Origin of the sequence: Actinomadura keratinilytica (assembly GCF_039539665.1) — a bacterium.
Classification (GTDB): domain Bacteria; phylum Actinomycetota; class Actinomycetes; order Streptosporangiales; family Streptosporangiaceae; genus Spirillospora; species Spirillospora keratinilytica.
Genome location: NZ_BAABDO010000138.1, coordinates 1 through 16,234, shown reverse-complemented (window position 1 = coordinate 16,234; position 16,234 = coordinate 1). Strand labels below are relative to the sequence as shown.

Below are 16,234 nucleotides of genomic sequence, written 5' to 3'. Positions count from 1 at the left end.
CGATGTCGGACCGCTTCATGACCTCCAGGGCGGCGTCCGCGGGGCGGCGGCTGCCCAGCCCGTCGGCCAGGTCGGCCAGCCCGTCCAGATGCAGCGCCCGGGTCAGCACGGCCGTCGCGGCCACGGCCAGCGCCGCCCGCAGCGGCGCCGCCAGCCCCGCCGGCTCGCCCGCGAGCAGCAGCGCCGCCGCGCCGCCGCCGACGATCAGCCCGGTCAGCGGGGCGGCCAGCATGGCGCGTCCGGCGGTGCGCCGGTCCACCGGCCCGGACGGCAGCGGGACGACGGTCAGCAGCGTCACCGCCAGCCGCAGCGCCGCGCTCACCCGAGCTCCACCACGCGGCCCGCCACGACCAGCGCGGCCTCCTCCGACTCGGCGGCGAGCCGCTGGTTGAGCCGGCCCAGCAGGTCGCGGAACGCGCGCCCGGAGGCCGTGGCGGGCACCGGCGACAGGCCGACCTCGTCGGACACGGCGACCACATGGGCGGACGCGCCGCGCCACGCCTCGACCAGCTCGTCCAGGCGGGGCTGCACGGCGCCGGGGGAGTCCCAGGCGCCGGCCTCGTCGATGACCGCGGCCAGCCAGGTTCCGATGCCGTCCACCAGCACCGCGCCCTCGGCGGAGCCGAGCACCCGGGCGAGGTCGGTGGTCTCCTCGGTCCGCCACCGGGAGGGGCGGCGTTTGCGGTGCGCCTCGATGCGGGCGTTCCATTCGGGGTCGTCGTCGGCGGTCCTGCCCGTGGCGACGTAGGTCACGCGGGGGTGGGCGGCCAGGCGCAGTTCCGCCTCGGCCGACTTGCCCGACCTGGCCCCGCCCAGCAGCAGCAGGCGGTACGGGCCGTCCTGGGGGCGCAGCCAGTACCCCAGGCGGCGTTCCAGCTCCTGAGGGGACGGCACCCTGTGGTCGATGTGGACGGCGCGCACATCCGTCGCCGGGGTGACGGCCCCGGCGTGACGCAGCCGCCCCAGATGCTCCGGGCACCCCACCAGGTCCAACAGCGCGGCGTCGTAGACCACCCCGCCGGCGGGCTCGGGGAGCGCACCGGGCCCGGACGCCACCAGCAGACGGCCACCGCGCGGCCCCGTCACGTCCCACCCCCCGGGGACCTCCCGCCGCGCGCACTGCTCCAACGGCACGCCGTCCACCACCACATGGGTAGGCGCGTAGTGCACCCCGGCGGCACGCAGGCGGTTGCAGGACGCGCACCGGCATCCGGACACCGGCCATCCGTCCGGCCCCGCGACGCCTCGCAGTTCGATCTCCATCGTGGAGGAGAACTCTACGGGCCGGTCGTCGCCTCACCGGCCCCGACCACGCTCCACACGGCTACGCTCCACCTAAGCAGGACCGCAGAACGGTGAGGAGACCCGTGGCCAACCCCCCGAACCCCCCATGGCCCCCGGGCGGGCAGCCGCCCGGCGCGTTCCCACCGCCGAACCAGGGACACGGCGGCCCCCTCCCGCCAGGCGCGCCCTGGCCGCCCGGCGGCACCCCGCCTCTGCCCGCCCCCCGCCGCCGCAGCGCCGCCCTGGTGATCGGCCTGGTGGCCGGGGGACTGGTGGCCGCGCTGGTCGTGGCCGTCGCCGCGTTCGTCGTGCTCAGCGGCGGCGAGGAGCCGCAGGAGACGCGCGTCGGGCACATCGAGGGCGGCGCCGAGGCCAGGATCGGCGAGGACGGCAGCCTCACCATGGCCCGGCCGGGCGTCGAGCGCCCCCTCGTGGAGATCTACGAGGACTTCGCCTGCCCGCCGTGCGGCAAGTTCGACCGGAGCAACGACCCGATGCTCAAGCAGCTGGCGGTCGCGGGCCGGGCCAAGGTCGTCTTCCGGCCGATGGTCATCTTCGCGGAGGGCAGCGAACCCATGCACGGCAACTCGCTGCGCGCCGCCTCCGCGCTGCGCTGCGTCAGCGACGGCTCGCGCTGGCTGTCGTACCAGGACGCCCTCTACAACCACCAGCCGGCCCAGGAGACCAGCAGGGGCTACGAGATCTCCGAGCTGCTGGCCTACGGCGCCTCGGTGGGGCTGACCGACGAGGCGTTCCGCGACTGCGTGTCCGAGCAGTCGCGGGCCGGGGACGTGCTGGCCGTCAGCCGCACCTACGTCTCCTCCCACGGCATCCAGGGCACCCCGTCGGTGCGGGTGAACGGCAGCGTCCTCGCCGCCAACGACGTCCAGACGCCCGACTCCCTGCGGCGCGCGATCGAGACCGCGAGCTGAACGAACGGTTACGCTCCTCGAGGGCGGAGGGAGGTCGAGCACATGGCGTGGAGCTGGCGGCTGGAGAAGGCCGACGGCCGGGAGGTGGGCCGCTCGGAGGAGACGTTCACCACGCGGGCGGACGCGGAGACGTGGCTGGGGGAGACCTGGCGCGGCCTGCGCGAGGAGGGCGTCGACCAGGTCACGCTCCTGGAGGGCGAGTCGGTCGTCTACGGCCCGATGAGCCTGCACGAGCCCGACTAGCGGACACCGGCGCCGTGGCGCCGCCCCCGCAAGGGCGGCGCCACGGCGCGCGGGCTCAGGGCCGGGTCTTGGGGCTGACCGTCTTGGCCGGGTCGCGCTCGACCACCGGGCCGAGCACGTCGTCGATGCGCTTGAGCACGTCGGCGTCCAGCTTCACCCCGGCGGCCTTGGCGTTGTCGCGGACCTGCTCGGGACGCGAGGCGCCCACGATCGCCGACGACACGTTCGGGTTCTGCAGCACCCAGGCCACCGCCAGCTGCGCCATGGTCAGGCCGAGGTCGGCGGCGATCGGCTTGAGCTGCTGCACGCGGGTCAGCACGTCGTCGTTGAGGAACCGCTTGACGAAGTCGGCGCCGCCCTTGTCGTCGGTGGCGCGCGAGCCCTGCGGCGGCGGCTGCCCCGGCAGGTACTTGCCGGTCAGCACGCCCTGCGCGATCGGCGACCAGACGATCTGCCCGACGCCCTCCTTCTCGCACAGCGGGACGACCTCGCCCTCGATCACCCGCCACAGCATCGAGTACTGCGGCTGGTTGGACACGATGCGGTCGAACCCCATCTCGTCGGCGATCTGCAACGCGCGGGCGATCTCGTCGGCCCGCCACTCCGAGACGCCGACGTACAGCACCTTGCCCTGCCGCACCAGGTCGTCGAACGCGCGCAGGGTCTCCTCCAGCGGCGTGGAGTAGTCGAACCGGTGCGCCTGGTACAGGTCCACGTAGTCGGTCTGCAGGCGGCGCAGCGACCCGTGGATCGACTCGAAGATGTGCTTGCGCGACAGCCCGCGGTCGTTCTGCCCGGGGCCGGTCGGCCAGTAGACCTTGGTGAAGATCTCCAGGCCCTCGCGGCGCTGCCCCTTCAGCGCCCGGCCGAGGACCTCCTCGGCGCGCGTGCCCGCGTACACGTCCGCGGTGTCGAAAGTGGTGATCCCCTCGTCGAGGGCGGCGTGCACGCACGCGCGCGCCGCGTCCTCCTCGACCTGGGAGCCGTGGGTGAGCCAGTTGCCGTAGCTGATCTCGCTGATCCGCAGACCGCTGCGGCCAAGGTGTCGGAACTCCATGGCTCCGACCCTAACCCCGCGGTGATCACGCCCGGTGCCGCGCGGACGCCGCCGCCCCCCGCGGGGCGCCTCCGGTCAGATCTTGTCGCCGATCTTGACCTGGGGGGCGGGGATGCGCAGGCGGCGGAACTGCATGGCGCGCATCGCCGCGTACAGCCCCACGCCCCGGCGGTCCTCGTCGGGGAACCGCTCGGCGGCCAGCTTCTTGATCCTGATGCTCAGATAGATCCCCTCGATGAACACCAGCGCCAGCAGCAGCGGCGGCGCGAACAGCACCACCAGCCGCGCCCACACCGTCGGCACCAGGCTGAGCAGGATGACGGCCAGCATGCCGTACATCAGATACGAGCCGACGGTGCGCCGCGAGTCGACGAAGTCGCGCGCGAGCCGCCGCACCGGCCCCTTGTCCCGCTTGAGGAGGTAGCGCTCGTCGCCCCGGGCCATGCCCTCGCGCACCTTGGCGCGCTCGGCGGCCTGCTTCTCGCGCATCCGCCGGTAGGCCTCCCGGCGGTTGGCGGGGGCCGTGAGCGGCTGGCGGCGCCGCTTCTCGGCGTCGCGGCGCTTGGGGGTGGGTCGCCCCTTGCCGCCGGGCTTGACTACTACCTGCGGAGGATCTTCGGGGGCTTCCTGGGTACGACGTCGGAACACGGGGATCAGCCTACCGGCTGCGAACATCGTGGCTGCCTCGCGCGTTAACGCGTAGGGTGATAAGAACCCCAGCAGTGGTCATTGAGCCCAGTTTGTGACTGAGCTACAGCACACGAAGGGACCGGCGCCGCGCGATGAGCGTGATGAAGCGAATGTCGATGATCTTCAGGTCCAAGGCGAACAAGGCTTTGGACCGCATGGAGGATCCTCGCGAGACCCTGGACTATTCCTACCAGCGCCAGCTGGAGATGCTGCAGAAGGTCCGTCGGGGTGTTGCCGACGTCGCGACCTCGCGCAAGCGGCTGGAACTGCAGATCAACCAGCTGGAGCAGCAGCACAACAAGCTCACCGAGCAGGGCCGCAAGGCGCTGCAGGTGGGCCGGGAGGACCTGGCCAGGGCCGCGCTGGAGCGGCGGGCCGGCCTGGACTCGCAGCTGAACGACCTGCGTACGCAGTACGAGCAGCTGCAGAGCGAGGAGGAGAAGCTCACGCTCGCCTCGCAGCGGCTGCAGGCCAAGGTGGACGCCTTCCGCACCCGCAAGGAGACGATCAAGGCGACCTACACCGCGGCCGAGGCGCAGACCAAGATCAACGAGGCGTTCTCCGGCATCTCCGAGGAGATGGGCGACGTCGGCCTGGCCATCCAGCGCGCCGAGGAGAAGACCGAGACCATGAAGGCCCGCGCCGGGGCCATCGACGAGCTGCTGGCCTCCGGGGCGCTGGAGGACTTCACCGGTCCCAAGGACGACATCCAGGCCGAGCTCGACCGCATGGGCGCCACCACCGGCGTGGAGCTGGAGCTGGAGCGGATGAAGGCCGAGCTGGGGCAGGGGTCGGCGCCCAAGCAGCTCAACCAGGGCAGCGCGCCCGACGCGCAGCAGCAGGACGCCCCCCAGCAGGCCCAGCAGCAGTCCCCGCAGCAGGCCCCCCATCAGGCGCAGTACCCGCAGCAGCCCGGGGGTGGCCAGTGATCGTCCGCATCATGGGCGAGGGGCAGCTCGACGTCGCCGACGACGACCTGCCCGCGCTCAACGACCTCGACAGCCGGCTGGAGTCGGCGATCGACTCGGGCGACGAGGCGGCCTTCCGCGCCGCCCTGCACGCGCTGCTGGACAACGTCCGCAAGGTCGGCACGGCGCTGCCCGCCGACAGCCTGGAGCCCTCGGAGCTGGTGCTGCCCCCGGTCGACGCGACCATCGACGAGGTGCGCGCCATGCTCGGCGACGAGGGCCTCATCCCCGGCTGACGACCCGGCCGACGGTCCGGCTGACACGCCCGGCCGACCCGCGCCGGGGCCGCCCCTCCCGCGGCCCGCCACGGGCCGCCGCCCCGGGGAGGGACGGGCATCGGCCCTGCCCAGGGCACCAACGCGCCGCGTCGCACGTTCCCACAATGGGGTTTCGGGCAAGTCCGGAACACCCGTGACGACGGGAGGGGGCCCGTATGGCGCGCACCCGCTATGCGCCCGACCGGGGGCTGACGTCACGCATGGTCGTGACGATGTTCCTGCTCGGCCTGGTGTACGTCGCCTTCGTGGCGGCGTTCTTCGCGATCGCGCCCGGCTGGGGACTGGTCGCGCTGGTGGTCGCGGTCGCGTTCCTGCTGGCCCAGTACTTCTTCTCCGACCGGCTGACGATGTTCGCCATGCACGGCCGGGTGGTCTCCGAGCGGGAGGCCCCGGAGCTGCACGGCGTCGTCGACCGCATCTGCGCCATGTCCGACGCGCCCAAGCCGCGCGTCGCCGTCGCCGACACCGACGTGCCGAACGCCTTCGCCACCGGCCGCAACCAGAAGAAGGCCGTGGTGTGCGTGACCACCGGCCTGCTGCGCCGCCTGGACCCCGTGGAGCTGGAGGGGGTGCTGGCGCACGAGATGTCGCACATCGCGCACAAGGACGTGGCGGTCATGACCATCGCCTCGTTCCTCGGCGTGTGCGCCGGGCTGATCACCCGCTTCGGTCTGGAGTGGGGGCTGTGGGGCGGGTTCGGCCGCCGCGACGGCGACCAGAACACCGGCCTGGTCCTGCTGCTGGTGGTGCTGGTCAGCGCCGCGGCGTACGCGATCAGCTTCCTGCTCACCCGGGCGCTGTCGCGCTACCGGGAGCTGTCGGCCGACCGGGCGGCGGCGCTGCTGACCGGCCGTCCGTCCGCGCTGGCCAGCGCGCTGACCAAGGTGTCGGGCGAGCTGGCCCGCATCCCCAGCCGCGACCTGCGGGCGGCCGAGCCGTTCAACGCGTTCTTCTTCGCCCCCGCGTTCGCCAAGGGGTTCAGCGTCTCGGCGCTGTTCGCCACGCACCCGCCGCTGCAGCGGCGGCTGGCCCAGCTGCAGCAGATCTCCGACCGGCTCGGCAGGGGAGTGTGACGATGGGGTTCCTGGACGCCCTGCTCGGCCGGTCCAAGCCGGTCGAACCCGACCTGGAACGGCTGTTCGCGCTGCCGAACGCCGCGGTCACGCTGGAGGCGGCGGCCGGGTTCACCCCCACCGGCCTGGGCTCGGTGTGCTTCCGCGCCGCCGAGGGCGGGGCGTTCGCGCGGCTGCAGAGCGACCTGCGGGAGCTGCTCGACGCCGGCGGCGGCCCCCGGGTCGAGGTGAGCACCGACGGCTACGGCTACACCTGGATGCTGTCCCGGCACGCCCCCGACGAGCTGCCCGCGCTCGTCACTGACCTGCACGCGGTCAACTCCACCCTGGAGGCCAACGGCTTCGGGCCGCACCTGCTGTGCTCGCTGGCCGGGTTCCGCGACCCCGGCGGGCGGCGCCTGGCGTTGATCTACCTCTACAAGCGCGGCACGTTCTACCCGTTCGCCCCGCTGCCCGGCGAGAAGCGCGACAACGCCCTGGAGCTGCAGGTCCGCGGGGCCGTCGCCGCCGATCTGCCCGTCGAGCAGGACCTGGGCCGCTGGTTCCCGGTCTGGGGCGCCCCGGGACTGTGACCCGAAAGTCTTAGGATCAAGGCGCCTCCGGTTCATGACCGCGACCCCCCGGGGGCGTAGGGGGCCCTACCGTGCACTGGGACCACATCCGCTACTGCGACGCCGCGCAGCAGGAGATCGAGTCGTTCGCCGCCCGGGTGCGGGACGCCGACCTCGGCACCCCGGTGCCGACCTGTCCGGACTGGTCGCTGGCCGAGCTGATCCGCCATCTGGGGCGCGTGCACCGCTGGGCGGGCGGACTGGTCGAACGCCGGGCGCAGCGGCACATGGGCGCCCGCGAACTGGGCATCGTGATCCCCGACGACCCCGCCGAGCTGCTGCCCTGGTTCGAGGAGGGCGCCGCCGTCCTGCTGCGCACGCTGCGCGCCGCCGACCCGGACGAGGCGGTGTGGTCCTGGGGGCCCGACCGGCACGTGCGGTTCTGGAGCAGGCGGATGCTGCACGAGACCGCCGTGCACCGCCACGACGCCGACGACGCGCTCGGCGCGCAGGCCGGCTTCTCCGGCGACGTCGCCGACGACGGCATCGCCGAGTTCGCCGCGAACCTGGAGAGCGCCGCCGCGTTCGCCCCGAAGATCGGCAATCTGCGCGGCGACGGCACGGTCATCGCCTTCACCGCGTCCGACACCGGCACCCGCATGCTGCTGCGCCTGCTGCCCGACCGGTTCGTCTGGACCCGCGCCGACGGCGGCGACGACGTCCCGGCCGACGCGGAGGTCACCGCCGCCGCCGGCGACCTGTACCTGTTCCTGTGGGGGCGGCGCCGCATCGGCGACCCGGGCATCCGGACACGCGGCGACGAGGCCGTGCTGGCCCTCTGGACGGAGAACTCGGCGGTCTGACGAGGGCGGGCGCGGGCCGGACCGCCGCGGCCGACCGGCCCGCCCCCGCGGCCGGCGTTACGGCAGCGCCAGCATCTGGTCGAGCGCGACGCGGGCGTAGTGCGCGGTCTCCGGATCGACCTCGATGGGGTTGACGACCTCGTCCCGCGCCAGCGACTCCAGCGCCCACACCAGGTGCGGCAGGTCGATGCGGTTCATCGTCGAGCAGAAGCACACCGTGCGGTCCAGGAACATCACGTTCTTGTCCGGGTGCGCCTGGGCCAGCCGCTTGACCAGGTTCAGCTCCGTGCCGACCGCCCACGCCGACCCGGACGGGGCCGACTCGATGGTCTTGATGATGAACTCGGTGGACCCGATCAGGTCGGCGCCGCGGACGACCTCGTGCCGGCACTCGGGGTGCACGAGCACGTTCACGTCCGGGACCCGGGCCCGCACCTCGTCCACCGACTCCTTGGTGAACCGGCCGTGCACCGAGCAGTGCCCGCGCCACAGCAGCATCCTGGCGTCGCGCAGCTGCTGCCGGGTCAGCCCCCCGTCCGGGCGGTGCGGGTTGTAGACGACGCAGTCGTCCAGCGACATGCCCATCTCCAGGACGGCGGTGTTGCGCCCGAGGTGCTGGTCGGGCAGGAACAGCACCTTCGACCCCTTGGAGAACGCCCACTCCAGCGCGCGCTTGGCGTTGGAGGAGGTGCAGACCGTGCCCCCGCGGCGGCCCACGAACGCCTTGATGTCGGCCGAGGAGTTCATGTAGGTCACCGGCACGACGTCGTCGGCCACACCGGCGTCCTCCAGCACCTCCCAGCACTCCTCCACCTGGTCGAACGTGGCCATGTCGGCCATCGAGCAGCCCGCGGCCAGGTCCGGCAGCACCACCCGCTGGTGGTCGGCGGTCAGGATGTCGGCGGACTCGGCCATGAAGTGCACCCCGCAGAACACCACGTACGGCGCCTGCGGCCGGGCGGCCGCCTGCCGGGCCAGCTTGAACGAGTCGCCGGTGACGTCGGCGAACTGGATCACCTCGTCGCGCTGGTAGTGGTGGCCCAGCACGAACACCCGGTCGCCGAGCGCCGCCTTGGCGGCACGGGCGCGCTCCACCAGGGCGGGGTCGGAGGCGGGGGGCAGGTCGCCTGGGCAGTCGACGCCGCGCTCGCTGTCGGGGTCCGCGCCCCGGCCCAGGAGCAGCAGCGGCAGATCACGCACGGGGGTGGTCACGACGCTCTCCCTCCTGCGACAACTTATCGTCGCTTTGACGACTAATAATCGCACACATTTCGGGCATAGGAACCGGGCGGGGCGGGGTGTGACGCAGACCGCAGCCGATTCGCGGGCCGGATCGGGTGTCACACCGGCGTCAGGCGGAATGACCACGAACCGAGGTACGTTGTCCTAGGAGCGTCGAGCCGCGGAGTACCCGAACGCGACTCGGCGATGTCCGAGACAGAGCCGCGGGCGCGGCGAAGCGACACCCGGGAGCCACACACATGACGGTTTCAGGCGAGACCACGCAGGAGACCACGCAGCAGGGCGTCATCCTCACCGACGCCGCCGCCGAGAAGGCCAAGAGCCTGCTCCAGCAGGAGGGCCGTGACGACCTGGCGCTGCGTGTCGCCGTGCAGCCGGGGGGCTGCTCGGGCCTGATCTACCAGCTGTTCTTCGACGAGCGGCAGATGGACGGCGACCTGGTCCAGGACTTCAACGGCCTGGCGGTGCGGGTCGACCGGATGAGCGCCCCGTACCTGACCGGCGCCACCATCGACTTCGTCGACACGATCGAGAAGCAGGGCTTCACGATCGACAACCCGAACGCGTCGGGCTCCTGCGCCTGCGGCGACTCCTTCAACTAGGAGCCGCCCTCCGGCCGCACGGGGTGCGGCCGCGGTTCGCGAACGCTCACGGGGGCCCGGACGGCGCGCCGTCCGGGCCTTCGCGTCTTCGGCCGCGCGGCGTCTCCGACCGGGACCTCGCCCGTGACCTCGTCTGTGCCTCGTCCGTGACTTCGTCCGGGGCGTCGCCTGTGTCGTCGGCCGCGTCTTGCGCCCGGGGCTGCGGCGCGAGCCGATCTCGTGATGCCATGGGCAGTAGTCTTGACCGGCCCGCGATCCCCCATGGGGTCGACGAACAGCCGGACACACAGCCGGACGACACCACGAGGAGAGCGACGCCGTGCGCATCGCCGTGACAGGCTCCATCGCGACCGACCATCTGATGACCTTCCCCGGGCGGTTCACCGACCAGCTGCTACCCGATCAGCTCGACCGGGTGTCGCTGTCGTTCCTGGTGGACGAGCTGGAGATCAGGCGGGGCGGCATCGCCGCCAACATCTGCTTCGGCATGGGCAGCCTGGGCAAGAGGTCGATCCTGGTGGGCTCGGTCGGGGACGACTTCGCCGACTACCGGTCCTGGCTCGACCGGCACGGTGTGGACACCGCCTCGGTGCACGTGTCCGAGCTGCACCACACCGCCCGCTTCCTGTGCACCACCGACCAGGACCAGAACCAGATCGCCACCTTCTACGCCGGCGCGATGAGCGAGGCGCGCTCCATCGAGCTGCAGCCGGTGGCCGACCGGGTCGGCGGGCTGGACCTGGTGGTGATCAGCCCGAACGACCCCGAGGCGATGCTGCGGCACACCGACGAGTGCCGCACCCGCGGGATCCCGTTCGCCGCCGACCCGTCCCAGCAGCTGGCCCGCATGGACGGCGCGGACGTGCGCAGGCTCATCGACGGCGCCGCCTACCTGTTCAGCAACGAGTACGAAAAGGCCCTGGCCGAGGAGAAGACCGGCTGGTCGGAGCAGGAGTTCCTGGACCGGGTCGGGATCCGGGTGACCACCCTCGGCCCCAAGGGCGCGATCATCGACCGCAAGGGCGAGGAGGGCCTGCACGTGCCCGCCGCGCCCGTCGCCAAGGTCGTCGACCCCACCGGCGTGGGCGACGCCTTCCGCGCCGGGTTCCTCACCGCCACCGCCTGGGGCCTGCCGCTGGAGCGCGCGGCCCAGGTCGGCAACGTCACCGCCGCCTACGCCCTCGAGGCCGCCGGCCCGCAGGAGTACTCCCTGTCGACCTCCGCCTTCCTGGACCGCCTGGCCCGGACCTACGGGGAGGCCGCCGCCGACGACGTCCGCCCCCACCTGTCCTGCCCGAACCCGTAAGGGCGCGGCACCGGCGCACACCCGATACCGGCGAACAGCGGCCCTCCCGCACGGAAGGGCCGCTGTTCAACGTCTGCACGCAGACCGCCGCGCCGCGTCCACCGGGGCAGGCCGGAGCCCGCGCACGGCCGCGGCCGTGCGCGACGAGCGGCCGGTCGACGGCGATCAGGACGGCCGATCGGTACGGCCGGTCAGTACGAGCGGCGGATGTGGAACGCCCAGCCGCGCTGGAGCGCCTCCTCGCGGACGAACTCCTGCGACTTCATCCGGCACCAGGCGGGCACGTCGGTGCGGGCGGCCACGTCGTCGGCGAGCACCGCGACGATCTCGCCGACCGGGACCTCCCGGATCCGCTCGGCCAGCATGATGATCGGGATGGGGCACTTGCGGCCCAGCGCGTCGATCACCAGCGCGGGCGGGGGCCCGGCGGGGGCGGCCGGCGGGGCCGGAGGCTGCGGGGCGCGCTGTGCGGCGCGGCGGGAACGGCCCAGGAATCTCATCGGAGCGGCCGCCTCACTGTCGTGGTCACGGGGGGAAGGGGCGAACGGGGCGGGTGCGGGGTCATGGGGCGTCACTCCACGCTTGCTCCGGCGGCCCGGCGCAGCCGGGCGACCGCGTCGGGCAGCACCTGCAGGAGCCGGTCGACGTCGGCCGCGCGTGCGCCGCGGGGCAGCGACACCCGCACGTTGCCATGGGTGATCACTCCCATCGCCTCCAGGACATGGCTGGGACGCAGCGTATCGGCCGTGCACGAGCTTCCCGACGAGACCGCGAAACCCAGGCGGTCCAGTTCGGTCAGCAGCGCCTCGCCCGGCACGTACAGGCAGGAGAACGTCACCAGGTGCGGCAGCCGCCGCTCCGGGTCGCCCACCACCTGTACGTCTTCGATCGTACGCGGCACCCGGTCCCGGATACGGCCGATCAGCTCGGAAAGCCGGGTCGCCTCGGCGGCCATCTCCGCGCGCACCGCCGCCAGCGCGGCCGCCGCCGCGACCGCGCCCGGCACGTTCTCGAACCCCGGCACGCGCCGCCGCTCGCGCTCGTCCTCCGGCAGCGGCGACCGCCACCGCGTGCCCTTGCGCACCACCAGCACGCCCACGCCGGGCGGCCCGCCCCACTTGTGCGCGCTCGCCGCCAGCAGCGACCAGCCTCCCGGCACGTCGACGCGGCCGACCGACTGCGCCGCGTCCACGAACAGCGGCACCCCGGCGGCGCGGCACGCCGCCGCGGCCTCGGCGACCGGCTGCACCGTGCCGACCTCGTGGTTGGCCGACTGCAGGCACGCCAGCGCGGTGTCCGGGCGCAGCGCCGCGGCGAACTCGTCCGGGTCGACGCGGCCGAGCCGGTCCACGCCCACCACGGTGACCTCGCCGCCGTCGGCCTCGTGCGACGCGGCCGCGTGCAGCACGCTGGAGTGCTCCACCGCGCTCACCACCAGGTGGCGGCCGGTGCGGCGGCGCGCCCGCAGCGCGCCCAGCACGGCCAGGTGCACCGCCTGCGTGCCGGACGCGGTGAACGACACCTCGTCCGGGCGCACCCCGAGCACGGACGCGACCTGGGCGCGCGCCCGGTCCAGCAGCATCCGCGACGAGCGCGCCGCGCCGTACAGGCGGGCCGGATCGGCCCACCCCGAGTCGAGCGCCTCCAGCAGCGCCGCGCGCCCCGCCGGGTGCGGCGGCTCGCCGGACGCGGCGTCGAAATAGACCCTCTCGCCGGGCGCGGTTCCACGGGTTCCCACGTCGCTGCACACGTCGGATTCGGCCACCTCAGGAGCGTAACCGGGCACCCGATCGGGGGGTGGCGCGACCCTCGCGCTAATCTGTCCATCGCACGTGTGACAACCGACCTGACCGCCCGGAGGACCGGGCTTCATCTGTGGGGAAGGCAATCCGTGAGTCCGACCCGCTCTAGGGAGCGGCGTACGCCTGTGCGCGGTCGCCGCGCGTTGAAAAGCGCAGGGGCCCTGGGCCTGCTGGCGTTGACCGCCTCGGCATGCAGTGACGAGGCCAAGCGCCTGGGCATGCCCGAACCGATCAGCGAGCAGGCCGAGCGCATGCTCACGCTGTGGCAGGGCTCCTGGATCGCGGCGTTCGCCGTCGGCGGCGTCGTGTGGGGCCTGATCATCTGGGCGGTGCTGTTCCACCGCAAGCGCTCCGACGACCTGCCGCCGCAGGTGCGCTACAACCTGCCGATCGAGATCCTCTACACGGCGGTCCCGTTCGTCGTCATCGGCGTGCTGTTCTACTTCACCGCCCGCGACCAGGACTACGTCGAGAAGATCGACAACAAGACCCCGCCGGCGGTCACGGTCGACGTCATCGGCTTCCAGTGGAGCTGGCAGTTCGACTACAAGGAGAAGGACGCCTCCGGCCGCGAGCGGACCGTCGCCTCCGTGGTCGGCGTGCCGGTCGCCCCCGACTCCGACAACAAGCCGGTGCTCACCATCCCGTCCGGTGAGCGCGTCCGCATCCGGCTGCACTCCAACGACGTGATCCACTCGTTCTGGGTCCCGGCGCTCCTGTACAAGAAGGACGTCATGCCGGGCTACACCAACGAGTTCGAGTTCACCGCCACCAAGACCGGCACCTACGAGGGCCGGTGCGCCGAGCTGTGCGGCGTCGACCACAGCCGCATGCTGTTCCAGCTGCGCGTCGTCACGCCCCAGCAGTACGACCAGTTCATCGCCCAGGCCAAGGCCAAGGCGGCGCAGGGAGCCAAGCAGTGACCACCGTCAGCGACGCACCGCGCGCGCAGCTCGCCGCGGCGCGCACGAGCAAGGGACGCATCATCGCGTCCTGGCTGTCCAGCACCGACCACAAGGTGATCGGCTACATGTACCTGATCACCTCGTTCATCATGTTCCTCGTCGGGGGCGTGATGGCCGTGGTGATGCGGGCCGAGCTGTACAAGCCGGGCCTGCAGGTGGTCAGCAACGAGCAGTTCAACCAGCTGTTCACCATGCACGGCACGGTCATGCTGCTGATGTTCGCGACCCCGCTGTTCGCCGGGTTCGCCAACGTCATCATGCCGCTGCAGATCGGGGCGCCGGACGTGGCGTTCCCGCGCATGAACATGCTGGCGTACTGGCTGTTCCTGTTCGGCAGCCTGATCGCGCTGTCGGGGTTCCTCACCCCGGGCGGCGCGGCCAGCTTCGGATGGTTCGCCTACGCGCCGCTGTCGGACGCGGTGCGCTCGCCGGGCATCGGCGGTGACCTGTGGGTGATGGGCCTGACCATGTCGGGTCTCGGCACCATCCTGGGCGGCGTCAACTTCATCACCACGATCCTGTGCATGCGCGCCCCCGGCATGACGATGTTCCGCATGCCGATCTTCACCTGGAACGTGCTGCTGACCTCCATCCTGATCCTGCTGGCGTTCCCGCCGCTGGCGGCCGCGCTGCTGGGCCTGGAGGCCGACCGCAAGTTCGGCGCGCACATCTTCGACGCCGCGCACGGCGGCGCGCTGCTGTGGCAGCACCTGTTCTGGTTCTTCGGGCACCCGGAGGTCTACATCATCGCCTTGCCCTTCTTCGGCGTGGTGACCGAGATCCTCCCGGTGTTCAGCCGCAAGCCCATCTTCGGCTACATCGGCCTGGTGTTCGCGACCATCGCCATCGCCGGCCTGTCGGTGACGGTGTGGGCGCACCACATGTACGTCACCGGCCAGGTGCTGCTGCCGTTCTTCTCGTTCATGACGTTCCTGATCGCGGTGCCCACCGGGGTGAAGTTCTTCAACTGGGTCGGCACCATCTGGCGGGGGCAGCTCACCTTCGAGTCGCCGATGCTGTGGTCGCTGGGCTTCCTGGTGACGTTCCTGTTCGGCGGGCTGACCGGCGTCATCCTCGCCTCCCCGCCGATGGACTTCCAGCTCAGCGACTCCTACTTCGTGGTGGCGCACTTCCACTACGTGCTGTTCGGCACCGTGGTGTTCGCGATGTTCGCCGGGTTCTTCTTCTGGTGGCCGAAGTGGACCGGCAAGATGCTCAACGACCGGCTCGGCAAGATCCAGTTCTGGATGCTGTTCGTCGGCTTCCACGGCACCTTCCTGGTGCAGCACTGGCTGGGCGCCGCGGGCATGCCGCGCCGGTACGCCGACTACGCCGAGGAGTTCACCGGCCTGAACATGCTGTCCACCGCCTTCACGCTGCTGCTCGGCGTGTCGCTGCTGCCGTTCTTCTACAACGTCTACATCACCTGGAAGAAGGGCAAGCGGGTCGAGGTGGACGACCCGTGGGGCTACGGCAACTCGCTGGAGTGGGCGACGTCCTGCCCGCCGCCGCGGCACAACTTCAACTCGATTCCGCGGATCCGGTCCGAGCGGCCCGCGTTCGACCTGCACCACCCGCGGGTCGGCGCCAAGGGCGAGCTCACCGGGACGAAGGGGTAACCGGCGATGCGCGTACAGGCGTTCATGTTCTACGGATGCGCGGTCTTCTTCCTCGCCTCCGACATCGTCTACTGGCTGTGGTCCAAGGACTGGACCGGCACCACGGCGCTGGCGCTGGCCATCGGCCTGGCGGGCCTGATCGGGTTCTACATCCACTTCACGGTCCGCCGGCTGGAGAAGGCCAACGGCGGCCCGCTGTACGAGGACGACCCGGACGGCGAGATCGCCGACGCCGCGGGCGAGCTGGGCTTCTTCAGCCCGCACAGCTGGTGGCCGCTGTTCCTGGCGCTGTCGGCCGCGACGGTCACGCTGGGCATGGTGTTCGGCTGGTGGCTGGTGATCCTGGGGGTGGCCGCGACGCTGCTCACCTCGGTCGGCCTGGTGTTCGAGTACTACCGGGGCCACTTCTCGCACTGATCCCCGCCGCGCCCGCCGGGGGACGGACGTCAACATCCGCTCCGTCTCCCGCAAGGGCGGCGTGCTGATCGCCCCAGCGGTCGGCAAAGAAAGCCGTCGAGGGCCGGGACCCGTCTACCGGACGGGTCCCGGCTTTCCGCATAATGATCGTCGTGCACGTTTCGTGAGGAATGTTTGCCGACGGTGACATGCGATCGGGGGGTCACGGTGCGCGTCGGGAGCTGGGGGACGAGAGGCGTCGGACGGCCCGCCGCGACCGTCCGGCGGCGGTGCGGCCCGGCGGGTCCGCGCCGGCGGCGGACGGCGCTGCTGCTCGGCGCGGCGCTCGCGGCCGCGGGCGGC

The 16,234-nt window shown here is 72.2% G+C and carries 19 protein-coding genes; 12 read left to right on the top strand and 7 right to left on the bottom strand.

What is annotated here, in order from left to right; translation table 11 throughout:
* A partial coding sequence (locus tag ABD879_RS28620) for an adenosylcobinamide-GDP ribazoletransferase (protein ID WP_345024780.1) occupies positions 1-322 on the bottom strand: 322 nt, incomplete at its 3' end.
* Entirely contained in the window at positions 319-1,263 is a 945-nt protein-coding gene (locus tag ABD879_RS28615; protein WP_345024779.1) for a bifunctional adenosylcobinamide kinase/adenosylcobinamide-phosphate guanylyltransferase, read from the bottom strand. The genes ABD879_RS28615 and ABD879_RS28620, both read right to left, overlap by 4 nt.
* Before the next feature lie 104 nt (positions 1,264-1,367).
* On the opposite strand from ABD879_RS28615, the gene ABD879_RS28610 reads away from it, so the two are divergent.
* Together ABD879_RS28610 and ABD879_RS28605 are read left to right on the top strand one after the other, a co-directional pair.
* A complete protein-coding gene (locus ABD879_RS28610; protein WP_345024778.1) occupies positions 1,368-2,216 on the top strand; it encodes a DsbA family protein in 849 nt (282 codons plus the stop codon).
* A gap of 42 nt (positions 2,217-2,258) precedes the next feature.
* The gene (locus tag ABD879_RS28605) at positions 2,259-2,459 is read left to right on the top strand and encodes a hypothetical protein (protein WP_345024777.1); all 201 of its coding nucleotides are present in this window, start codon (positions 2,259-2,261) and stop codon (positions 2,457-2,459) included.
* A gap of 55 nt (positions 2,460-2,514) precedes the next feature.
* Here ABD879_RS28605 and ABD879_RS28600 read toward each other — a convergent pair whose 3' ends face one another.
* Positions 2,515-3,516, bottom strand: a complete 1,002-nt coding sequence (locus ABD879_RS28600; RefSeq protein WP_345024776.1) for an aldo/keto reductase family protein — start codon at positions 3,514-3,516, stop codon at positions 2,515-2,517.
* A gap of 75 nt (positions 3,517-3,591) precedes the next feature.
* Positions 3,592-4,164, bottom strand: a complete 573-nt coding sequence (locus tag ABD879_RS28595; RefSeq protein WP_345024775.1) for a DUF3043 domain-containing protein — start codon at positions 4,162-4,164, stop codon at positions 3,592-3,594.
* A 158-nt stretch (positions 4,165-4,322) separates the two neighbouring features.
* On the opposite strand from ABD879_RS28595, the gene ABD879_RS28590 reads away from it, so the two are divergent.
* The 5 genes from ABD879_RS28590 to ABD879_RS28570 all read left to right on the top strand — a co-directional run bounded on the left by ABD879_RS28590 (position 4,323) and on the right by ABD879_RS28570 (position 7,939).
* Positions 4,323-5,135: a PspA/IM30 family protein gene (locus ABD879_RS28590; RefSeq protein ID WP_345024773.1), complete on the top strand. Its 813-nt coding sequence runs from the start codon at positions 4,323-4,325 to the stop codon at positions 5,133-5,135.
* Positions 5,132-5,410 carry a PspA-associated protein PspAA gene (gene pspAA / locus ABD879_RS28585; protein ID WP_345024771.1) on the top strand — a complete coding sequence of 93 codons (279 nt, stop codon included), beginning with the start codon at positions 5,132-5,134 and terminating at the stop codon, positions 5,408-5,410. The genes ABD879_RS28590 and pspAA overlap by 4 nt, the downstream gene beginning before the upstream one ends.
* A 197-nt stretch (positions 5,411-5,607) precedes the next feature.
* Positions 5,608-6,525, top strand: a complete 918-nt coding sequence (gene htpX / locus ABD879_RS28580) for a zinc metalloprotease HtpX (RefSeq protein ID WP_345024770.1) — start codon at positions 5,608-5,610, stop codon at positions 6,523-6,525.
* Between the two features lie 2 nt (positions 6,526-6,527).
* A complete protein-coding gene (gene pspAB, locus ABD879_RS28575) occupies positions 6,528-7,097 on the top strand; it encodes a PspA-associated protein PspAB (RefSeq protein WP_345024769.1) in 570 nt (189 codons plus the stop codon).
* Between the two features lie 71 nt (positions 7,098-7,168).
* On the top strand, positions 7,169-7,939 hold the full coding sequence (locus ABD879_RS28570) for a maleylpyruvate isomerase family mycothiol-dependent enzyme (protein ID WP_345024768.1): 771 nt from the start codon (positions 7,169-7,171) through the stop codon (positions 7,937-7,939).
* A 57-nt stretch (positions 7,940-7,996) separates the two neighbouring features.
* Here the strand turns inward: ABD879_RS28570 and nadA are convergent, their stop codons facing one another.
* The gene (gene nadA / locus ABD879_RS28565; RefSeq protein ID WP_345024767.1) at positions 7,997-9,151 is read right to left on the bottom strand and encodes a quinolinate synthase NadA; all 1,155 of its coding nucleotides are present in this window, start codon (positions 9,149-9,151) and stop codon (positions 7,997-7,999) included.
* Positions 9,152-9,420: 269 nt separating this feature from the next.
* On the opposite strand from nadA, the gene ABD879_RS28560 reads away from it, so the two are divergent.
* Together ABD879_RS28560 and ABD879_RS28555 are read left to right on the top strand one after the other, a co-directional pair.
* A complete protein-coding gene (locus tag ABD879_RS28560) occupies positions 9,421-9,783 on the top strand; it encodes a HesB/IscA family protein (RefSeq protein WP_345024766.1) in 363 nt (120 codons plus the stop codon).
* 319 nt (positions 9,784-10,102) lie between these two features.
* Positions 10,103-11,089, top strand: a complete 987-nt coding sequence (locus ABD879_RS28555) for a carbohydrate kinase family protein (protein WP_345024764.1) — start codon at positions 10,103-10,105, stop codon at positions 11,087-11,089.
* A gap of 191 nt (positions 11,090-11,280) precedes the next feature.
* Here the strand turns inward: ABD879_RS28555 and ABD879_RS28550 are convergent, their stop codons facing one another.
* A complete protein-coding gene (locus ABD879_RS28550; protein ID WP_345024763.1) occupies positions 11,281-11,589 on the bottom strand; it encodes a sulfurtransferase TusA family protein in 309 nt (102 codons plus the stop codon).
* A gap of 71 nt (positions 11,590-11,660) precedes the next feature.
* Complete coding sequence (locus tag ABD879_RS28545) at positions 11,661-12,827, bottom strand: cysteine desulfurase family protein (RefSeq protein ID WP_345024782.1); 1,167 nt, start codon at positions 12,825-12,827, stop codon at positions 11,661-11,663.
* A 207-nt stretch (positions 12,828-13,034) separates the two neighbouring features.
* Between ABD879_RS28545 and ctaC the strand changes: the two genes are divergently transcribed.
* The 3 genes from ctaC to ABD879_RS28530 are packed head-to-tail and all read left to right on the top strand — an operon-like array spanning position 13,035 to position 15,892.
* The gene (gene ctaC / locus ABD879_RS28540) at positions 13,035-13,814 is read left to right on the top strand and encodes an aa3-type cytochrome oxidase subunit II (RefSeq protein WP_345024762.1); all 780 of its coding nucleotides are present in this window, start codon (positions 13,035-13,037) and stop codon (positions 13,812-13,814) included.
* The gene (ctaD, locus tag ABD879_RS28535) at positions 13,811-15,475 is read left to right on the top strand and encodes an aa3-type cytochrome oxidase subunit I (protein ID WP_345024761.1); all 1,665 of its coding nucleotides are present in this window, start codon (positions 13,811-13,813) and stop codon (positions 15,473-15,475) included. Before ctaC ends, ctaD begins: the two co-directional genes overlap by 4 nt.
* 6 nt (positions 15,476-15,481) lie before the next feature.
* Positions 15,482-15,892, top strand: a complete 411-nt coding sequence (locus ABD879_RS28530) for a cytochrome c oxidase subunit 4 (RefSeq protein WP_345024760.1) — start codon at positions 15,482-15,484, stop codon at positions 15,890-15,892.
* Positions 15,893-16,234: the final 342 nt, after the last annotated feature.